The organism is Halolamina sp., from assembly GCF_036626355.1.
Classification (GTDB): Archaea; Halobacteriota; Halobacteria; order Halobacteriales; family Haloferacaceae; genus Halolamina.
In genome coordinates, this window is sequence record NZ_JAZKRY010000028.1 from 1 (window position 1) to 17951 (window position 17951).

A 17951-nucleotide genomic window follows, 5' to 3' on the forward strand; every position below is an offset into this window, starting at 1 on the left:
GCTCAGCTCCCCCAACCGCCACGCTCGAGTCTCGAGGCAGTTTGCCGCAAACACGCTCCGCTCGTTCGCGTTTACCAGCCTCGTTTCTCGCAACCCTTAACCCCGAAAACCACCCACCAAGATGCAATGAGCACGGACGCCGCCGCAGACGGAGAGCCCCCTGCCTTCGTCGACGCCTGCGAGGAGCTCTGCCGGCGTATCATCGAGGAGGACCTCGAACGTGACGACCTGGAGGCCGCAAAGCGGGAGGTCTGTGGCGAACTCGGCTCGCCGAAGGTGCCGACCAACGGCGACATCCTCTCCTACGCACCCGACGCGTGGCGCGAGGACGTGAAGGAGGTCGTCCGGCGCAAGCCCGTCCGGACCGCTTCGGGCGTTTCGCCCATTGCCATCATGACCTCGCCGCATCTCTGCCCACACGGAAAATGTCTCTACTGTCCCGGCGGCCCCGCCTCGGAGTTCTCCTCGGCGCAGTCATACACCGGCCACGAACCCGCCGCCGCCCGCGGTGAGCAGAACGATTACGACCCGTACGGCCAGGTCACGTTGCGGCTCGAACAGCTCCGGGCCATCGGCCACCCCGTCGACAAGTGCGAACTGATTCTGATGGGCGGCACCATGACCGCCCGGAGCCACGACTACCAGGAGTGGTTCGTCAAGCGTGCGCTCCAGGCGATGAACGAGTACGACCTGGACCGCAACCCGGAGCCCAGCCAGAGCGAGAGTTTCGCCGAACCCCCGGAGGAACAGGAGTTCGAGTATCTGGAGGATGTCATCGCCCGCAACGAAACCGGCGACATCCGGTGTACGGGTATCACCTTCGAGACCAAGCCCGACTGGTGTGACCCCGAACAGATCAACCGGATGCTCGACCTCGGCGGCACCAAAGTCGAGGTTGGCGTCCAGACCACCTACGAGCGTATCAATCGGGAGATGCACCGTGGCCACGGCACCGAAGCCTCCATCGACGCCAACCGCCGGCTGCGGGACGCGGCGTTCAAGGTCGGCTTCCACATGATGCCGGGCCAGCCGGGGATGAGCCAGGAGATGTGCCGCGAGGATTTCCGGCAGCTGTTCGACTCCCCGGCCTACCGACCAGACTACCTGAAGATCTATCCGACCCTCGTCGTCGAGGGCACCCGCGTCTACGACATGTGGAAGCGCGAGGATTTCGAGCCGCTGGATAACGAAACGGCGGCGGATGTCGTTGCCGATGCGATGAACGAGATCCCGAAGTACTGCCGGCTCCAGCGCGTCCAGCGGGACATTCCCGCCGACTTCATCGAGGGTGGCGTCTGGAAATCGAACCTCCGACAGCTCGCAGCGCAGCGCGCCGAAGAGAACGGCTACGACCTTCGGGATATCCGTGCCCGGGAGGTCGGCCACAACGACGCGAATCCGGACCCCGCCGAGATCACGCTGGACGTCATGACCTACGAGGCGGGCGGCGGCACGGAGCATTTCATCTCCTTCGAGGACCCCGTCAGGGACCTGCTGGTCGGGTTCTGCCGCCTTCGCTTCCCGACCCACGTCGACGGCGAGCAGACGCCGCCGACGGCAGGAGACCCCGTACGCCGGGAGCTCGCCGAAGCCGCCCTGATCCGGGAGCTGCACGTCTACGGCTCGGAGGCGACGTTCGACGGCAAATCGGCCGGTGACGACCATTGGCAGCACCGGGGGTACGGCCAACGGCTCGTCCAGAAGGCTGAGGAGCTGGCCGTCGACGCCGGCTTCGAGAAGATGAGCATCATCTCCGGTATCGGTGTTCGCCAGTACTACCGACAGAAGCTGGGCTATCACCAGGACGGACCGTACGTCTCCAAGCGGCTCTGATAGTGATTACTGCGAGTCTGTACCGCCGTGACGATCCGTGTCGGTGATGGGAGCCCCTGAACCGGCGTCTTTCGACACCGTCGATGAAACTATTCGCAGTAATCACTATGAGGCCGTTTCGGGCCCCACGTCGTGGCGTGGGCTGTCGAAACGACTAACCCCTATCCGGTCGCAGTCGGCGATAATGGGTACTCGTGACACCGTCGATACGCTCCTGTTCGGCAGAGATACCCGACTGTCGACCCGGTTGGTGTGGGTGGCAGCCGCCCTGTTCGTCGTCTCGTTGTTCGTCCACCTACCTGTCCGCTATCTCCCGGTGCTCTCATTGACTGGCTACGCGGTAACGTGGGTCCTGTTTCTCTCGATGTTTCTCGTCGCCGCCGGCGCCGCCTACCTCAACGATGGTCTCTTCGTCGCCGTCGCGCTCGCCGCAGGCATCGGAATCGGCTTCTACGCGCCCGGCATCATCTTCCACCTCGGCGACCCCGGCGAGGTGACGCTCTGGGTGCTCGCGGTCGGGACGATTTCTTCCGTCGGTATCGGGGTCGTCGGGTTCTTCGTCGGCGCTGGCGCACGTCGACTGTTCGCCGAGTAGACAGCAGGCGAGGCGTGTTCGGTGACGATTGTCAGTCGGCGAACGACACGCCCTTCCCATTCCCCACGGAACTCCTACGTATGGAGCCGAAACGTGAGCTATCGAGCGTCGACCTCGCGGCGCTCGCGACCGAGCTCTCCCGCTACGAGGGGGCGAAGCTCGACAAGGCGTATCTGTACGACGAGGACCTGGTGCGGCTGAAGCTCCGCGATTTCGACCGCGGGCGCGTGGAACTGTTGCTGGAGGTCGGCGAGAAGAAACGCGCACACGTTGCTGACCCGAAACGCGTCCCCGACGCGCCGGGCCGGCCGCCGGAGTTCGCGATGATGCTGCGCGGGCGCATCGAGAGTGCCGACCTGGTCTCCGTCGAACAGTACGAGTTCGACCGGATTCTCGTCTTCGAGTTCGAACGCCCCGACCAGAACACGACGCTGGTCGTCGAACTGTTCGGCGACGGCAACGTCGCCGTACTCGACGGCAACGGCGAAGTCGTGCGGTCGCTGGAGACGGTACGGCTGAAGTCCCGCACCGTCGCGCCGGGGAGCCCCTACGACTTCCCCCAGTCCCGACTCAACCCGCTCGACGTGAGCTACGAGGTGCTCGAAGGTCGGATGGAGCAATCCGACACCGACGTGGTGCGGACCGTCGCCACCCAGCTCAACCTGGGTGGGTTCTGGGGCGAGGAGCTCTGTACCCGCGCGGGCGTGGAGAAGACGATAGATATCGACGACGCCGGCGAGACGGAGTACCGCGCCATCCACCGGGAGCTGGAGTCACTCTCGACGGCGCTCAAGAGCGGCGATTTCGACCCGCGTGTCTACGTCGAGGAGCCCGAAGACGAACCCGAGGACGACGTCGACGTCCCGCTGACCGAACGCGGGACAGTCGTCGACGTGAGCCCGGTCGCGCTTGCGGAGCGCTCGGACCTCCCGAGCGTCGCGTTCGATTCGTTCAACGCCGCGCTCGATGAGTACTTCTTCCGGCTCGAACGCCAGGAGCGCCGCGAGGAGGAGAGTGCCGGCCGACAGCGCCCGGATTTCGAGTCCGAGATCGAGCGGGAGAACCGCATCATCGACCAGCAGCAGGAGGCCATCGAGGGGTTCGAGGCGGAGGCCGAACAGCGCCGCCGTGAGGCCGAGCGCTGCTACGAGCGCTACGACCTCGTCGACGAGGTGCTCTCGACGATTCAGAACGCCCGGGAGCAGGAGGTTCCCTGGGCCGATATCGAGGACACTCTCGAAAAGGGCGCCGAGCAGGGGATCCCCGCCGCCGAAGCCGTCGTCGATCTCGACAGCGCCGAGGGGATGGTCACGATCGAACTGGAGGACGTGCGCATCACCCTCGACGCCTCCATGGGCGTGGAGAAGAACGCGAACCGGCTCTATCAGGAGGCAAAACGCATCGAGAGCAAGAAGGAGGGCGCACGGGAGGCGATCGAAGACACGCGCGAGCGCCTGGAAGCGATCAAACAGCGCCGCGAGGAGTGGGAGGCCGATGACGAACCGGAGCCCGAACCCGAGGAGACCATCGAGGAACGTGAGGTCGACTGGCTCGACCAGGAGACCATCCCGATTCGCCAGCCAGAACACTGGTACGAGGAGTTCCGGTGGTTCCACACCAGCGACGGGTATCTTGTCATCGGCGGCCGCAACGCCGACCAGAACGAGGACCTGGTGAAGAAGTATCTCGACAAGCACGATCGGTTCTTCCACGCGCAGGCCCACGGCGGCCCGGTGGCGATACTGAAAGCCAGCGGCCCCTCAGAACCGTCCAGCCCCGTCGACTTCCCCGACACGACGCTACAGGAGGTCGCGCAGTTCGCCGTCTCCTACTCCTCGGTCTGGAAGGACGGTCGGGGGGCGGGTGACGCCTACATGGTCGACCCCAATCAGGTGAGCAAGACGCCCGAATCCGGCGAGTATCTGGAGAAAGGCGGCTTCGCCATCCGTGGCGACCGGGAGTATTTCCGCGGCGTCGAATGCGCCGTCGCCGTCGGCATCACCTGCGAGGAGGAGACGCGGGTCATCGGCGGCCCGCCGACGGCGATCGAGCCTCGAGCCGCGACGAGCATCCCGCTCGAACCCGGGAAGTTCGCCCAGAACGACGCCGCGGTCAAATGCTACCGGGAGTTCAAACAGCGGTTCACCGACGAGGCGTTCGTCCGGAAAATCGCCAGCGCGGACAAGATCCAGGAGTTCCTCCCGGCGGGTGGGAGCAACCTCCTCGGCGTGTGAGGACCCAGACAGAACACCGCACAACCAGTGTTCTGAATCAAGAGAGTTACCCGGCTTGCGGGCAGTAGCTTCCCCATGACCGTCCCTCCGCCGACCGATGACGATGACGTCCTCGAGTTCTCGGAAGCGTCGACGTTCGACGAGGATTTCTGGCGGGAGTACGCGGTCCACGTTGTGGGCTACCGGGCGGAGTGGGTCGACCGGCTTCTCGAGAATCAGGGAGTGACCGCGCTGGTCAGGGAGCTCGGCTCGCCTCCCGAGTAGCCGTCAGGACTCCTCGACCGGAAGCGTGAGCCGGTCACGTCGCCCGTCGAGTACGGGAAACTGTTCGTCCCGGCGCGTCTCCAGCCAGTAGAGGAGTCGCTCGGCCCAGCGGAGCTTCTGTGCTTTCATGGGGTCGACCGTCGGATCGTCGAACGCCCAGCCGGGGAACCGCAGTTCGGCAGCGCCGAGCGCGTCGGCCAGGAACGCCCCCCGGTCGCCGTCGGTGAAGCCGCCGAAGTTCCGAACCGGCCCCACCGGCTCGGCCTGTGTGGTCGGGAGCAGTTGCTCGTCTGCGAACTCCGGACCCCACTCCTCAATTGCGGGGATGTTGTCGCCGTGCGCGTGGGCGGCGACGGGCGTGCCCTCGTGGCTCATCTCGGCGAGGGAGCTTGGGTTCTTATCCAGGTCCGTGACGGCGAGGTCCACCTCGACGCCGGCCTCGGTGAGCACGTCGGCGGCGCTGGAGGCGGCCACGACCCGGTCAGCTTCGGCTGCGACCCGCGTCTCGACGGCGAGTGGCGGGCCCGCGCCGGCGATAGCGACGGTCGCTCCCTCGAACCCGGCGAGGCGCTCGAGATCGAACGGCTCGGTCATCGAAGCGAGGCGATCACGCGCCCGCTCGTCGGCCGCGCGCTCGAACCCGAACGCTGCGAGGATACGCTCGTACACCGGCTCCCAGACCTGAAACTCCATAGACGATAGCAGTGGCTCGTCAACGTGAATACTGCGAAGATGAGTGGGCCGGAGCGGCACCAAAGTACCCCTACCCGAGCGTCACTCCGGCGTCCACGGCCCGGTAATCTCGGCCCCGGCATAAGCTTTCTTGTCGGGGTCGACGCCCGGTAATCGACAAAAGATGCCGACGGAACGACGGTGATACTGTCTCTCTCGCCGAATTATCCGAATTTCGGTGGGTTCGTTGTCGGCTTCGCTGACAGTACTGCTTCAGGAGGAGTCGGGCCAGAGGGAAAGAGACGTGACCCCGGCGCCCGGAGTGGTGGCTATGCGAATCGTCCAGCGCGGCCGTGGCGAGGAGGGCCGCGACCGGGTGACGCTCGTCCCCGAGACCGTCGACGACCTCTGGCATCTCTCTCACGTGCTCGAACCGGGTGATCTGGTCGAGGGCGACACTACCCGCCGCATCCAGCGCGCCGACGACCAGATGCGCGACACTGGCGGCGAGCGCGAGCATCTCCATGTCACCATCCAGGTGATGGACGTGGAGTTCGCCCGCTTCGCCAACCGGCTCCGGGTGGGCGGCATCATCGAGTACTGTTCCCGGGAGGACCAGCTCGGCCTCCACCACACGCTCAACGTCGAAACTCACGAGGAGATCACCATCGAGAAACGGCTCAAACCCGACCAGGCCGACCGGCTGGAGGAGGCCGCCGAGGCGACCGACGTCCCGGACGTGGCTATCGTCACTGTCGAGGAGGGCGAAGCGTACATCCACACGGTCCAGCAGTACGGCACCGACGAGTACGCCACCATCACCGCTCCAACCGGGAAAGGGGAGTACGCCCAGCCCCGCGAGCGGCTGTTCGAGGAACTGGGCTCGGCGCTCTCCCACGTCGATGCCGAGGCCATCATCCTCGCAGGCCCCGGCTTCACCAAGCGCGACGCCGGTGACTACCTCGCGGAGGAGTACACGGACGTCTCCGAGCGCATCGCCACCACCGTCGACACCTCTGCGGCGGGCGACCGCGGTGTCCACGAGGTGCTCAAACGCGGCGCCGTCGAGGAGGTCCAGGACCAGACCCGCATCGCCCGCGAAAGCGAACTCATCGACGAGTTGACCGGGCGAATGGCCACGGGGGAGAAAGCGACCTACGGCGTCGAAGAAACCGCCGAGGCTGCCGAGTACGGTGCCGTCGAGACGCTGCTGGTCGTCGACGACCGCCTGCGCCAGGAGCGCCAGGACGAGGGCGACTGGGACGTCGACGCCAACGAGATAATCGAGAGCGTCGAGCAGAAAGGCGGCGACGTGGTGGTGTTCTCCTCCGAGTTCGCGCCCGGCGAACAGCTCTCGAACCTCGGCGGTATCGCGGCGCTGCTCAGGTACCGGTTGAACTGACTGGTCACCTGCGGACCAACACCACGCACCCAGCAGTGGCGCCATTCGGCCGTCTATTGGCGTCTCGCGGTCGGCACCGGCACAAAAGGTTTACCGGTGTCCTGTGTTGGTACGAAGCGTATGCGACAGCGAGCCCTCCACTCTGCTGCCGGCATTACTCTGTCCGACGGCCACGAAGGCCGTGCTGACCCGGACGGACACGAGCGCCGGCCACCACAGTCGACGATCGGAGACGGAACTACCCGTGCGGCGCCAAACGAGTTCGGCCTCCCGGCGGCGCCGACACCCGACTGCGGTCTGGTCCCCAGCACGACGGCGTCGGCCGTCGTCGAGGATGGCCCACTCTCGTCGCTCCGGAGCCAGCGCTTCGACGAGGTTCCGCTCGCCCACGACATTAGCGCCGCACCGAGTGACCGGGGCGTGACGCTGAGGGCGACGCTCACGAACCAGAGCCAGGACGTGTGGGCCTACCGAGTGCCCCGTGGCCCCGCACCGTTCGCCGGCGGCCGGTCGACGGTCGGGGGCAGAGCCCTCGCTGTGACGCCGGTTGCCGGCGACGAGCTGTTCAGCGACGGCGTGCTCCAACCCGGCGAGTCGGTCGGCTCCACACTCACCGTGTCGGCGGTCAGTGGCCCGGCCGGCCGCTGGCCCGCTGGTGAGCACAGGTTCCACCAGCCGCTCCTGGTCTGGAACGGTAAGCAGACCTACGGCTACAACTGGCAGATAACGGTCGTCGTGTAGCGTGACCTGAGAACAGTTCGACCAGCTGCCTGCGTCCTACTCGCCCGTGAGCGCCTCGCTCGCCGGCGCGAAATCGATAGTCTCGCCCAGTCCCTCCTCGACAGCGCGCTCGTAGAGCAGATAGGCGCCGGCGACGGTTTCGATGCCGGTGCCACCGGAGTCGAACACGGTGATCTCCTCGCCGTCCTCCCGGCCCGGTGCGTTTCCGGCGACGACCTCGCCGAGTTCGGCGTGGATGTCGTCCTCGTCGACGACGCTCTCTTCCATCGCCTGGATGAACGCGCCGGCGTCCTTCGTCGCCCGGGCCCGCAGGTCTGGAACGTACTTCGCCTTCTCGACGGTGTGGCTGTCGATCTCGCGTTTCCCGGGGTCGTACTGTCCCATCACGGTGACGTGGGTGCCCGGTTCGAGGTTCTCGCCGTCGAACACGGGCTCGGCGGCGTTGGTCGCCGTGATAACCACGTCGGCGTTCTCGACGGCGGCCGCCGATGAGGCGACGGCTGCGACAGAGGCGTCGAGTTCCTCGTTCATCTCCCCGGCGAACGTCTCGCGGTGTTCCTTGGTCGGGGAGAACACCCAGACCGTTTCGAAGTCGCGGACCTCCGCTGTACACTTGAGTTGGCCGCGGGCCTGGGCGCCCGAGCCGATGATGGCGACACTCGTTGCGTCCTCGCGGGCGAGCGCGTCGACCCCCACGGCGCCGGTCGCGCCGGTTTTGAACGGGTTCATCGAAGCGCCGTCGACGATGGCCAGCGGCTCGCCGGACTCGGCGTCGAACAGGGGCGTGGTGAACCAGGCGTCGCCCGCGCCGAAGCCCGCGGAGTACATGTACCCGCCCATGGCGCCCGTGTCGGGGAGGATAGCCCCGTAGCTCGTGAGCATCCCCGGCGGCTCCGCGTTGCCCAGTTTGGTTCGGGGTTCGGCCGCGGCGCCCTCACCGCGCTGTCGGTAGGCCTCCCGGACGGCGTCGACGAACGCCGCGGGGCCGGCGAGGCCGGTGAGCTCATCGCTTCGGAGGAACAACGTCTCGGTCATACTCGGGCGATAGTGGCCGACCGTCAAAACAGTATCTGCCGCGGCCTGGCTTGTGTCGACGCCCAGCTGCCAGGTCAGTCCCGCGGCGACGAAAGCAGCAAGGAGGCGACGCCGGCGGTAATCGCGAGGACCCCGCCGAGCATGAACGTCGTCTCCCAGCTCAGGGCAGAGACCAGGAAGCCGGTGACGGCGCCGCCGAACAGGCCGCCCCACATCTTGCCGGAGTAGAGGAACGCGTAGTTCGCCGAGGAGTGCTCCCGGCCGTAGTAATCACCGACGACGGAGGGAAACAGCGTGTACTGCGGGCTCCAGAAGAACGTCGCGACGACGACGGCGCCGACGAAGGCGTACTGCATGCCCGAGACGCCGAAGTAGACCACTGCGAGCAGCCCCAGTCCACAGAGCGAGAAGGAGGCGAACATCGCCCGCTCACGGTCCACCCGGTCGGAGATCTCGCCCAGAACCAGTCGACCGATGCCGCCAGCGATGGGGAGCACTGTCGCGGAGGCGGTGGCGATGAACGCCGTCAGTTCGAGATGCTGGGCGAACGAGACGATCTTCGCGGTCAGCATCAGCCCCGCGCCGGAGACGGCGATGAACATGCCGTACATCAGCCAGAACTGCCAGGTGCGAAGCATCTCCGATGAGGTGTACTGCTTCTCGTTGAGCATCTCCCGCTGGCTCTCGTTGGCCTCGGCGTGGGCGTCGTCGAGCCAGTCCGTCGGCGGGTCAGTGAGGACGACCGCACCGACGAGAATGCCGACCCCAATCAGCAGTCCCATGTTCGTCAGCACGTCCGCGTAGCCACCGACGGTCGCGTTCGCCCGGACGTACGGAACGATCAACGCCGAGCCGCCAGCGAACGCCATCGTCCCGACACCGGTGGTGAGCCCGCGCCGGTCCGGGAACCACTTCAGTGCCGTGTTGACGGCGACGGTGTAGACGATTCCGACGCCGATGGCACCGAGTGAATAGAACAGATACAGCTGCCAGACGGAGCTGGCAACGGCGAGGCCGAGATAGCCACCGCCGGCGAGCACGCCAGCCAGGAGCGTGAGCCGTCGCGGGCCGTGTCGGTCGCGCCACCAGCCCACCGGCACCTGCGAGCCGGCCTGGAAGATGACGAACAGTGTGAACACGAGTCCGATTGCCGCCTGCTCGATGCCGAGCGCCTGTGAGAGCGGCCCTTCGATCGAGGACCAGACGTACTGGTAGGGCGAGACGAGCCCCATCATCACGGCGGCGGCGGCGACCTGCCACCAGCGTGAGAACCCCAACTCCGCTTTCGCTCGACCGGCGTAATCGATTCCCTCCTGAGTACTCATTTTTGGAGGCTGGGAGGGGCCCGTGCAAATGGGTTGTGACTCCGGCGATAGAGCTGTCAGGAACCCAGCGCGTCATCGCAGCTTGAAGAAGACCCACCGCCAGACGCCGAGCGCGACGCCGCCGGTCACCAGCATCACGCCGAGAAAGATCGCCAGGTTGGTGCCAAAGGACGACTGGGTCGCGCCGCGGATGAGGATGCCGACGACGGCCGCCGGGATCCACGTTCGGATCGCCAGCGGGACTGACGCCTTCGCGGACTCGGCTGCGCCCGCGGAGTACGCGCCGATGGGGACGCTCGTGAGCGCCCAGCCCACAAGAAACGGGGCCGCCGTCGTGAGCAGCGCAATCGGCCCGGTGAGGCTGTTGTGATTGACCATACCGCCGGCGATTACCAGCAGGATAACGATGAGGTCACCGACGGCAAGCGGCGTTGCCGCCCGGTCGACCCGTTTGGAGAGGAATGAATCGCTCACATCCGCCCTTCCGACTCCTCCGTACTGACTTTGTCGTTTGGCGCCGGCGCCTCGCACGGAGACTCAGTTCTCCCGAGGCCGCCGCCCGACCACCGTGTACGTACTCCCTCGCTCCACTACCCGAGAGTGGAGGCCCGCACGACTCAGCGCCGCCGCCGCGCCGTCGACGTCGACGAACTGTGAGCCCATCCCGAACAGCGCTTCGCCCGTTTCGATCGCGCGCCCGACCAGCGTTTCGGGGTCGAAATCCCGGATGACGACCACGCCGCCCGGTGCCAGGACGCGGGCCGCCTCCGCGAGCGCAGCAGGCTGGTCGGGGAGGTGATGGTAGGCGTCGACGATGACGATGGCGTCGATGGCGGCATCAGTCTCCTCCCCGCCGTCGCGGAAGGGGAGGGTGCTCGCGTCCGCGCGGACGGTTGCCAGTCCGCGTTCGTGTGCGCGGGCGAGCATCGGCGCCGAGATGTCGACGACGATTGGCTCGGCAACTGCGCTGCCGGGGGCGTTGTCGTCGCCGTCAGGGTCGGGGTTCCTGCTCTCGGCCTCGCGACGGAGCGCATCCGCAACCCGCCCCGTCCCGCCGGCGAGATCCAGCACGCGCCTGACTGGGCGGTTCGCGAACGCGAACCCCTCGTGGAGCTCTTGGACCCCGGCACTCGGCATCAGCGGGTCGTAGAGCGGGGCGAAGCGGTCGAAGGCACCAACGTCGCCGCGACCGTACCGGGAACTCATTACACTCGACTCGGAGGCACCGCTACTAATCGCCGGCGATACCCCGACAGCGCCCGTCGAGCGCGCGCTCGTGAACCACGACCTGCGTGTCGAGTCGGAACGAAATCCACGGAAATCCGGAGACAGTCTCATAAGCATCCAGCCGTTTCTGTCGCGTATGGAGTTCGCGCTGCTGGGCTGGCCGGCCGCGGAGCCGACACTCCGGCTCGATTTCCGGGAGTTCAGCTACGCCGGCAAGTTCGTCATGTCCAACACCGGCAAAGCCGTCGCTCGGGACCCCGACGAGCAGCGCCCCGACCCGCCCGAAACCGACACCGACTACGAGGGTGCAGAGCCCGGGAGCGAGGCGGATCCGTTCGAGCGCGACGTCGTAGCCGCGGCGGCGTTCAACGCCGACCGAACCGATCCGGGCGTCTGCTGGCTGCGCTACATCACGACCCGCCGGGACCGTCGCGGCGAGGGTATCGGCGCCCGACTGGCCTCGTTCGTCGCTGCTCACGCCGAGAAGCGTGACTTCCGCCGCTGTCGTATCGCAGTGAACAACCCGTACGCCTACCACGCGCTTTACAAAGCCGGGTTCGTCTACACCGGCAGAGAAACCGGACTGGCGGAAGTGGTGCTCGAGCGACCCGGGCAGCGTGACGCGGCCACCTACCAGTGTGGGCTGGATACGTTCCGCGCCACTGCCGACGAGCGCGACCTGACCGACGAGGAGCGGGCGTTTCTGGACCGCCGGGAGGGGGAGGCGGCGCCGCCGCTCGTCGAGACGCCCGGCAATGTGGACGAGCGGCCACACGCCGGGCACTGAAGTGGGGTTCTCACTCACCGATCGGGCGATAGCTGGGCGCTGCGGCGGTCCTGATAGGCTGGGGTGATTCCAGCCGGCGACCGGTATCCGGGGGTTCAAGCACAGCCGCCGGCTATCCCCCCTATGGGTAATGCGGATTTACGTGCCGTGGCCGTCATCGAGGACGTTTCCTTCGAGGAACTCGCGGGGAGCGTCGTCGCCGTCGATGCGCACAACTGGCTCTACCGGTATCTCACGACGACGGTGAAGTTCACCAACGAATCGGTGTACACCACCCAGTCAAACGAGGAAGTGGCCAACCTCATCGGTCTCGTCCAGGGGCTGCCGAAGTTCTTCGAGGCCGACGTAACCCCCGTGATGGTGTTCGACGGCGGCGTCACCGACCTCAAAAGCGACGAGGTCGAGCGCCGCCGCGAACAGCGCGAGCGCGCCGAGGAGAAACAGCAGGCCGCCGAGGATGCCGGCGAACCCGTCGAGGCCGCCCGACTGGAAGCCCGGACCCAGCGCCTGACCGAAACCATCCACGAGACAACCCGCGGGCTACTGGACCGGCTCGACGTCCCCTACATCGAGGCGCCCGCTGAGGGCGAGGCACAGTGTGCCCACATGGCTGCCATCGGCGACGCCGACTACGCCGGCAGCGAGGATTACGACACCATGACGTTCGGCTCGCCGCGGACGCTCCGACAGCTCACCTCAAAGGGGAACCCGGAGCTGATGGACCTGCAGGCGACCCTCGAGAAACACGACATCGCCTACGAACAGCTGGTCGACGTGGCGCTGTTGATGGGGACGGACTTCAACGAGGGCGTTTCGGGCTACGGCCCCAAAACCGCCGTGAAGGCGGTGAAAGCGCACGGCGATATCTGGGCCGTGATGGAGGCCGAGGACGTCTACGTCGAGAACGCCGACCGGGTGCGGGAGCTCTTTTTCGACCCGCCGGTTACAGATGACTACGACCTCGACCTGGATATCGACCCGGATATGCAGGCCGCACGCGAGTACGTCACCGATACCTGGGAGGTGCCGGCCGGCGAGGTAGAACGCGGCTTCGAGCGAATCGAGGAGTCCCTCGTCCAGACCGGCCTGGACGACTGGACGTGAGCCGTCGTCGCGATTCCGAGTCATTGTCGTCGTTCCGAGCCATTGTCCCGTCTCAGTTCGACGAGGTGAACGACACGGAGAGCGCCGCTGGCGGCTCCGTCGCGGTCCGGGCGTACACGACGCCGGGCTCCCCGGCGCCGTCGACGCCGCGAACGACCTCGAAACAGTCGATTCGCACGACCAGCCGGCCGTCCTCGACCGTCGCACGGAGCACCGGCCCGGTGCTCGTCACGGCAACGTAGGGCGGTGCGGGGACGGGCGTCGCGGGGAGGTCGTACCCCGCTGCCTCGACCGCCTCCGCGAGCAGTTCCGGGAGTCCCCCGAGTATCCCACGGTCGTCGAGCACCGCCCGAAATACTGGAACGAGCGCGTCCCGGTCGGGCGTCGCGAGTCGGCCGTCGTCGAGGCGAAGCCAGCCCGCGGCGCCTGAACTCGCGGTCGCATCTGGGGTCCCAGCCGCGGCTGCACCAGTCGGGTCGTCGCTCCCCGTTGGATCACCTGTGGCCACTGTATCGGCGGCGTCGAGCACCGCCTCGAGGGTCGCAGTACGTGTCTCGAGCAGGTGCTCGCGAGCGGCAGCCGCCGGGTCGCGGTCCGCATCGGACATGTTCGCCGGTGGCAGCCCGGCTGGCTTGAGTCTGCGGGTCCGAGATGGAGCGGTCTGGGGCTGCGGGCCACCGACGGCGGCTCACTGACGGCGCGCGCCCACCGACCGGTTTTTGACCGTCGAACTCCCCGATTCAGTATGGACACGTCCGACATCGAAGCGCTCATCGAGGCCGATATCGAGGATGCCGACGCCACCGTGACCACCCCGCGGGTCCACGAGGACGAGGAACACGAGGACGCCCACTACGCGGCCGTCGTCGTCTCGCCCGCTTTCGAGGGGGAGAGCCTGGTGAATCAGCACCAGATGGTGTACGACGCGCTCGGCGACCACATGACCCAGTCGGTCCACGCGATGGAGATTCAGACCTACACGCCCGAGGAGTACCAGACACGAGAGGCGTAGCGAGCGTCCGTCGTGGAAGCGGCGACTGCGTCCGAAAGGGGGCGACGACCACACCGATGGGTTTTACGCTCACTCGGGGCGACTTCTCGCCCATGAGTGAGGACCAGGAACATCGGATCGAGGAGGACAGCCTCGGGGAGATGCAGGTGCCTGCGGAGGCGTACTGGGGCGCCCAGACCCAGCGGGCCATCGCGAACTTCCCGATTTCGGATATCGTCTTCGGCCGGCGGTTCGTCCGTGCGCTCGGCATCGTGAAGAAGGCCGCCGCGCAGGCCAACCGCGAGTTGGCCTACGTCGACGAGGAGACCGCGGAGGCGGTCATCGCCGCCGCCGACGAGGTCATCGACGGCGAGCACGACGACCAGTTCCCGGTCGACGTGTTCCAGACCGGGTCGGGCACCTCCTCGAATATGAACGCGAACGAGGTTATCGCCAACCGCGCCGCCGAGATCCAGGGCGCCGACATCGGCGACCGCGTGGTCCATCCGAACGACGACGTGAACTTCGGGCAGTCGTCGAATGACGTGATTCCGACGGCGATGCACGTCGCCGCGCTCGAAGCCGTCGACAAGGACCTGCTCCCGGCACTCGAGGTGCTCGAAGCCGAACTCGCGGAGAAGGAACGGGAGTTCGACGGCGTCGTCAAAACCGGACGGACGCATCTGCAGGACGCCACGCCGGTCCGCCTGGGCCAGGAGTTCGGCGGCTACCGCACACAGGTACAGAAGGGTCGTGCCCGTGTCGAGAACACGCGTGTGCACCTGAGTGAACTCGCCCTCGGCGGGACTGCGGTCGGAACGGGGCTGAACACCGACCCCGAGTTCCCGGAACTCGCCGCGGCGTACATCAGCGAGGAGACGGGTATCGAGTTCCGCGAAGCCGACAACCACTTCGAGGCCCAGGCCGCCCACGACGCCATGAGCGAGGCCCACGGGGCGCTCAACGTCGTCGCCGGCAGTCTCAACAAGATCGCCAACGACCTCCGGCTGCTCGCCTCCGGCCCGCGGAACGGGCTGGGCGAGATTGAGCAGCCCGAGAACCAGCCCGGGAGCTCTATCATGCCCGGGAAAATCAACCCGGTCGTCGCCGAAGCGGTCAACCAGGTCCACAAACAGGTGGTGGGCAACGACGCCGCCGTCTCGGCGGGCGCCGCCGAGGGGCAGATCGACCTGAACCTCTACAAGCCGGTCATCGCACACAACTTCCTCGAGTCCACCGAACTGCTCTCCAACAGTGCAACGGTGTTCGCAGAGAAGTTCGTCGCCAAGCTCGAGGCCAACGAAGCTCACTGTGAGCAGCAGGTCGAGCGCTCGATGGCGCTGGCGACGGCGCTCAACCCCGCGATCGGCTACGACAAGGCCTCGAAGGTGGCCAAGCAGGCGCTCGCCGAGGGAAAGTCGGTGAAGGAGGTGGCTGTGGATGAGGGGTATCTGACGGCGGCGGAGGCCGAGACGGTGCTCGCCCCCGAGCGGATGACGCATCCGGGGATTCTGGGCAACGAGGACTGAGCTTCGGCGCGAAGCGCTCGCGGCGCCGACCGCGAATGGGCGCGAGTTCTCGCGAGTGTAACGAGCGAGAGCACGAGAGAGCGTGCTCTTTCGGAGGACGAGCGAGGGGGTAGCCCGAGCGAGTCAGTTGGGGAGGACTTGTGACCCCTGGGTGGATGGCGGTGCGGTATAAGTATCCAAGCCCACTCCGCGGTCCTGGTACTGCTGTGGTTGCAGGCTTCTCTTGCGTTGCAGTTCCGAGATTTCCACGCGCGAAAACACCCACGTAACAAACTACGAACTCACCGCGACTAACACCCTTTTTACCCCCGCCGACCCCCTAATCGATCATGACCGACGATCTCGACTACGAGGAACTGGGCCTCGTGGCTGGGCTGGAGATTCACCAACAGCTCGACACCGAGAGCAAGCTGTTCTGCCAGTCACCCACGGAGCTCCGCGAACCCGAAGAGGCGACACACACCATCGCCCGCGAGCTCCACCCGACCAAGAGCGAACTTGGCGAACTCGACGAAGCCGCGTTAGAGGAGAGCCGCGTCGACCGCACGTTCGAGTACCTCGCCTACGACACCACCTGTCTGGTTGAGGAGGACGATGAGCCGCCCGCCCGCGTCGACGAGGAGGCGATGAACGTCACCCTCGGTATCGCCGACCTCCTCGACGCCGTCGTCGTCGACCAGGCCCACGTGATGCGCAAGCTGGTCATCGACGGCTCGAACACCTCCGGCTTCCAGCGCAGTATGCTCGTCGCGCAGGCCGGCGAAATCTCGACCGACGAGGGCCCGGTCGGCATCACCGACGTGATGCTCGAGGAGGAGTCCGCCCAGCGCGTCGAGGAGACCGAGGAGGGGGTGCGCTACTCGCTGGACCGGCTTGGCATCCCGCTGGTCGAGATCGGCACCGCGCCGGATATCCGGACGCCCGAACAGGCCTACGAGGCGGCCGAACAGATCGGCATGCTCCTGCGCTCGACCGGAGCGGTCAAGCGCGGACTGGGGACCATCCGGCAGGACGTGAACGTCTCCATCGAGGCGGGCGCCCGCGTCGAGATCAAGGGCGTGCAGGCGCTGGATGACATCCGGGATATCGTCGCCAACGAGGGCTCCCGGCAAGTTGAACTGCTGGACATCCGCGAGGAGCTGCTGGAGCGCGACGCCGCGGTAGGCGAAACAACTGAGTTGAGCCACGTGTTCGAGGATACTGACTCCGGCGTCATCCAGAGCGCGCTGGACTCCGGCGGGACGGTGACCGCGGTGGCGCTCTACGGCTTCGACGGACTGGTCGGCCGAGAGATCCAGCCCGACCGCCGTCTGGGGACGGAGTTCTCCGACCACGCGAAACGAGCGGGCGCGGGCGGTATCTTCCACACCGACGAGCTTCCGGCCTCCGGTGTGACGGAGGACGAGGTCGCGTCGCTGAACGCTGCAGTCGACGCCGGTGAGGGCGACGCCGTCGCAATCGTCGCCGCCGGCGGCGACGTGGCGGAGCAGGCAATCGAAGCCGTCGCGGACCGCGCTCGGAGCGCAATCGAAGGCGTCCCCGAGGAGACTCGCGGCGCGAACGAGGGCGGGACGACCCGGTATCTGCGCCCGCTGCCCGGTGCCGCGCGGATGTATCCCGAGACGGACGTCCCGCCGGTCGAACCCGACACGAGTGACGTGCTGACACCCGAACTACTCACCGAGCGCGTCGAGCGCTACGTCGAGGAGATGGGACTGGACGAGGGGCTGGCCGAGCAGGTGGCGTTCGGCCGCCGGATGGTGCTGTTCGAGGAGGCCGTCGAGGCCGGTGTCGACCCGACGTTCGCCGCGGCCACGCTTGAGTCAACCCTCACCGAGCTCAGCCGCGAGGACGTCGACGTGGAGTCCATCCGCGACGGCGCGCTGCTTTCGACGCTCCAGCTCGTGGAGGCTGGCGAACTCCCGAAGGAGGGAGTCAACGACGTGTTCGAAGCGCTCGCGGCGGACGCCTCGCTCACCGCGGCGGAGGCCATGGACGAGGCCGGCGTCGGCGGGACCGACGAGGCGGAGGTCCGCGAGGCTGTCGCCGAGGTCGTCGAGCGCAACGCCGAGCAGGTCGAACAACAGGGGATGGGCGCGTTCTCGGCGCTCATGGGCGAGTGCATGGGCGCGCTGCGCGGGCAGGCAAGCGGTGACCTCGTGAGCGAGGTGCTGCGCGAGGAGATCCAGAAGCGGGCCTGAGTGGGCGCACG

General features: G+C 66.8%; 17 protein-coding genes. 11 read left to right on the plus strand and 6 right to left on the minus strand.

The features are described from left to right. Positions 1-126: 126 nt before the first annotated feature. The 4 genes from V5A38_RS06275 (at position 127) to V5A38_RS06290 (ending at position 4926) form a co-directional block, all read left to right on the plus strand. Positions 127-1833 (plus strand): tRNA uridine(34) 5-carboxymethylaminomethyl modification radical SAM/GNAT enzyme Elp3, encoded by a 1707-nt coding sequence (locus V5A38_RS06275; protein ID WP_332324892.1) that lies wholly within the window; start codon positions 127-129, stop codon positions 1831-1833. Positions 1834-2017: 184 nt separating this feature from the next. Further along, the gene (locus tag V5A38_RS06280; RefSeq protein WP_332324893.1) at positions 2018-2428 is read left to right on the plus strand and encodes a hypothetical protein; all 411 of its coding nucleotides are present in this window, start codon (positions 2018-2020) and stop codon (positions 2426-2428) included. Positions 2429-2508: 80 nt separating this feature from the next. Then, on the plus strand, positions 2509-4662 hold the full coding sequence (rqcH, locus tag V5A38_RS06285) for a ribosome rescue protein RqcH (protein WP_332324894.1): 2154 nt from the start codon (positions 2509-2511) through the stop codon (positions 4660-4662). A 75-nt stretch (positions 4663-4737) separates the two neighbouring features. Then, positions 4738-4926 carry a hypothetical protein gene (locus V5A38_RS06290; RefSeq protein ID WP_332324895.1) on the plus strand — a complete coding sequence of 63 codons (189 nt, stop codon included), beginning with the start codon at positions 4738-4740 and terminating at the stop codon, positions 4924-4926. 3 nt (positions 4927-4929) lie between these two features. Here V5A38_RS06290 and V5A38_RS06295 read toward each other — a convergent pair whose 3' ends face one another. Next, positions 4930-5619, minus strand: coding sequence for a 6-hydroxymethylpterin diphosphokinase MptE-like protein (locus tag V5A38_RS06295; protein ID WP_332324896.1), 690 nt, complete (start codon positions 5617-5619; stop codon positions 4930-4932). A gap of 310 nt (positions 5620-5929) precedes the next feature. Between V5A38_RS06295 and V5A38_RS06300 the strand changes: the two genes are divergently transcribed. After that, entirely contained in the window at positions 5930-7000 is a 1071-nt protein-coding gene (locus V5A38_RS06300) for an mRNA surveillance protein pelota (protein WP_332324897.1), read from the plus strand. A 120-nt stretch (positions 7001-7120) separates the two neighbouring features. Further along, positions 7121-7741, plus strand: coding sequence for a hypothetical protein (locus V5A38_RS06305; RefSeq protein WP_332324898.1), 621 nt, complete (start codon positions 7121-7123; stop codon positions 7739-7741). A 36-nt stretch (positions 7742-7777) separates the two neighbouring features. Here the strand turns inward: V5A38_RS06305 and V5A38_RS06310 are convergent, their stop codons facing one another. From V5A38_RS06310 to V5A38_RS06325, 4 genes are all read right to left on the minus strand, one after another. Further along, the gene (locus V5A38_RS06310; RefSeq protein WP_332324899.1) at positions 7778-8776 is read right to left on the minus strand and encodes an ornithine cyclodeaminase family protein; all 999 of its coding nucleotides are present in this window, start codon (positions 8774-8776) and stop codon (positions 7778-7780) included. Positions 8777-8850: 74 nt separating this feature from the next. Further along, complete coding sequence (locus V5A38_RS06315) at positions 8851-10101, minus strand: OFA family MFS transporter (protein WP_332324900.1); 1251 nt, start codon at positions 10099-10101, stop codon at positions 8851-8853. A gap of 72 nt (positions 10102-10173) precedes the next feature. Next, positions 10174-10575: a DUF3054 domain-containing protein gene (locus tag V5A38_RS06320; protein WP_332324901.1), complete on the minus strand. Its 402-nt coding sequence runs from the start codon at positions 10573-10575 to the stop codon at positions 10174-10176. 63 nt (positions 10576-10638) lie between these two features. Beyond that, positions 10639-11307, minus strand: a complete 669-nt coding sequence (locus V5A38_RS06325; protein ID WP_332324902.1) for a methyltransferase domain-containing protein — start codon at positions 11305-11307, stop codon at positions 10639-10641. Between the two features lie 157 nt (positions 11308-11464). On the opposite strand from V5A38_RS06325, the gene V5A38_RS06330 reads away from it, so the two are divergent. After that, a complete protein-coding gene (locus V5A38_RS06330) occupies positions 11465-12115 on the plus strand; it encodes a GNAT family N-acetyltransferase (RefSeq protein WP_332324903.1) in 651 nt (216 codons plus the stop codon). Between the two features lie 123 nt (positions 12116-12238). Further along, positions 12239-13219: a flap endonuclease-1 gene (gene fen, locus V5A38_RS06335; protein ID WP_332324904.1), complete on the plus strand. Its 981-nt coding sequence runs from the start codon at positions 12239-12241 to the stop codon at positions 13217-13219. A gap of 52 nt (positions 13220-13271) precedes the next feature. Here the strand turns inward: fen and V5A38_RS06340 are convergent, their stop codons facing one another. Further along, positions 13272-13826: a hypothetical protein gene (locus V5A38_RS06340; protein WP_332324905.1), complete on the minus strand. Its 555-nt coding sequence runs from the start codon at positions 13824-13826 to the stop codon at positions 13272-13274. 138 nt (positions 13827-13964) lie between these two features. On the opposite strand from V5A38_RS06340, the gene V5A38_RS06345 reads away from it, so the two are divergent. From V5A38_RS06345 to gatE, 3 genes are all read left to right on the plus strand, one after another. After that, on the plus strand, positions 13965-14231 hold the full coding sequence (locus tag V5A38_RS06345; RefSeq protein ID WP_332324906.1) for a BolA family protein: 267 nt from the start codon (positions 13965-13967) through the stop codon (positions 14229-14231). 92 nt (positions 14232-14323) lie between these two features. Continuing rightward, positions 14324-15739: a class II fumarate hydratase gene (locus V5A38_RS06350; protein WP_332324907.1), complete on the plus strand. Its 1416-nt coding sequence runs from the start codon at positions 14324-14326 to the stop codon at positions 15737-15739. 329 nt (positions 15740-16068) lie between these two features. Then, a complete protein-coding gene (gatE, locus tag V5A38_RS06355) occupies positions 16069-17940 on the plus strand; it encodes a Glu-tRNA(Gln) amidotransferase subunit GatE (RefSeq protein ID WP_332324908.1) in 1872 nt (623 codons plus the stop codon). The last annotated feature ends 11 nt before the right edge of the window (positions 17941-17951 follow it).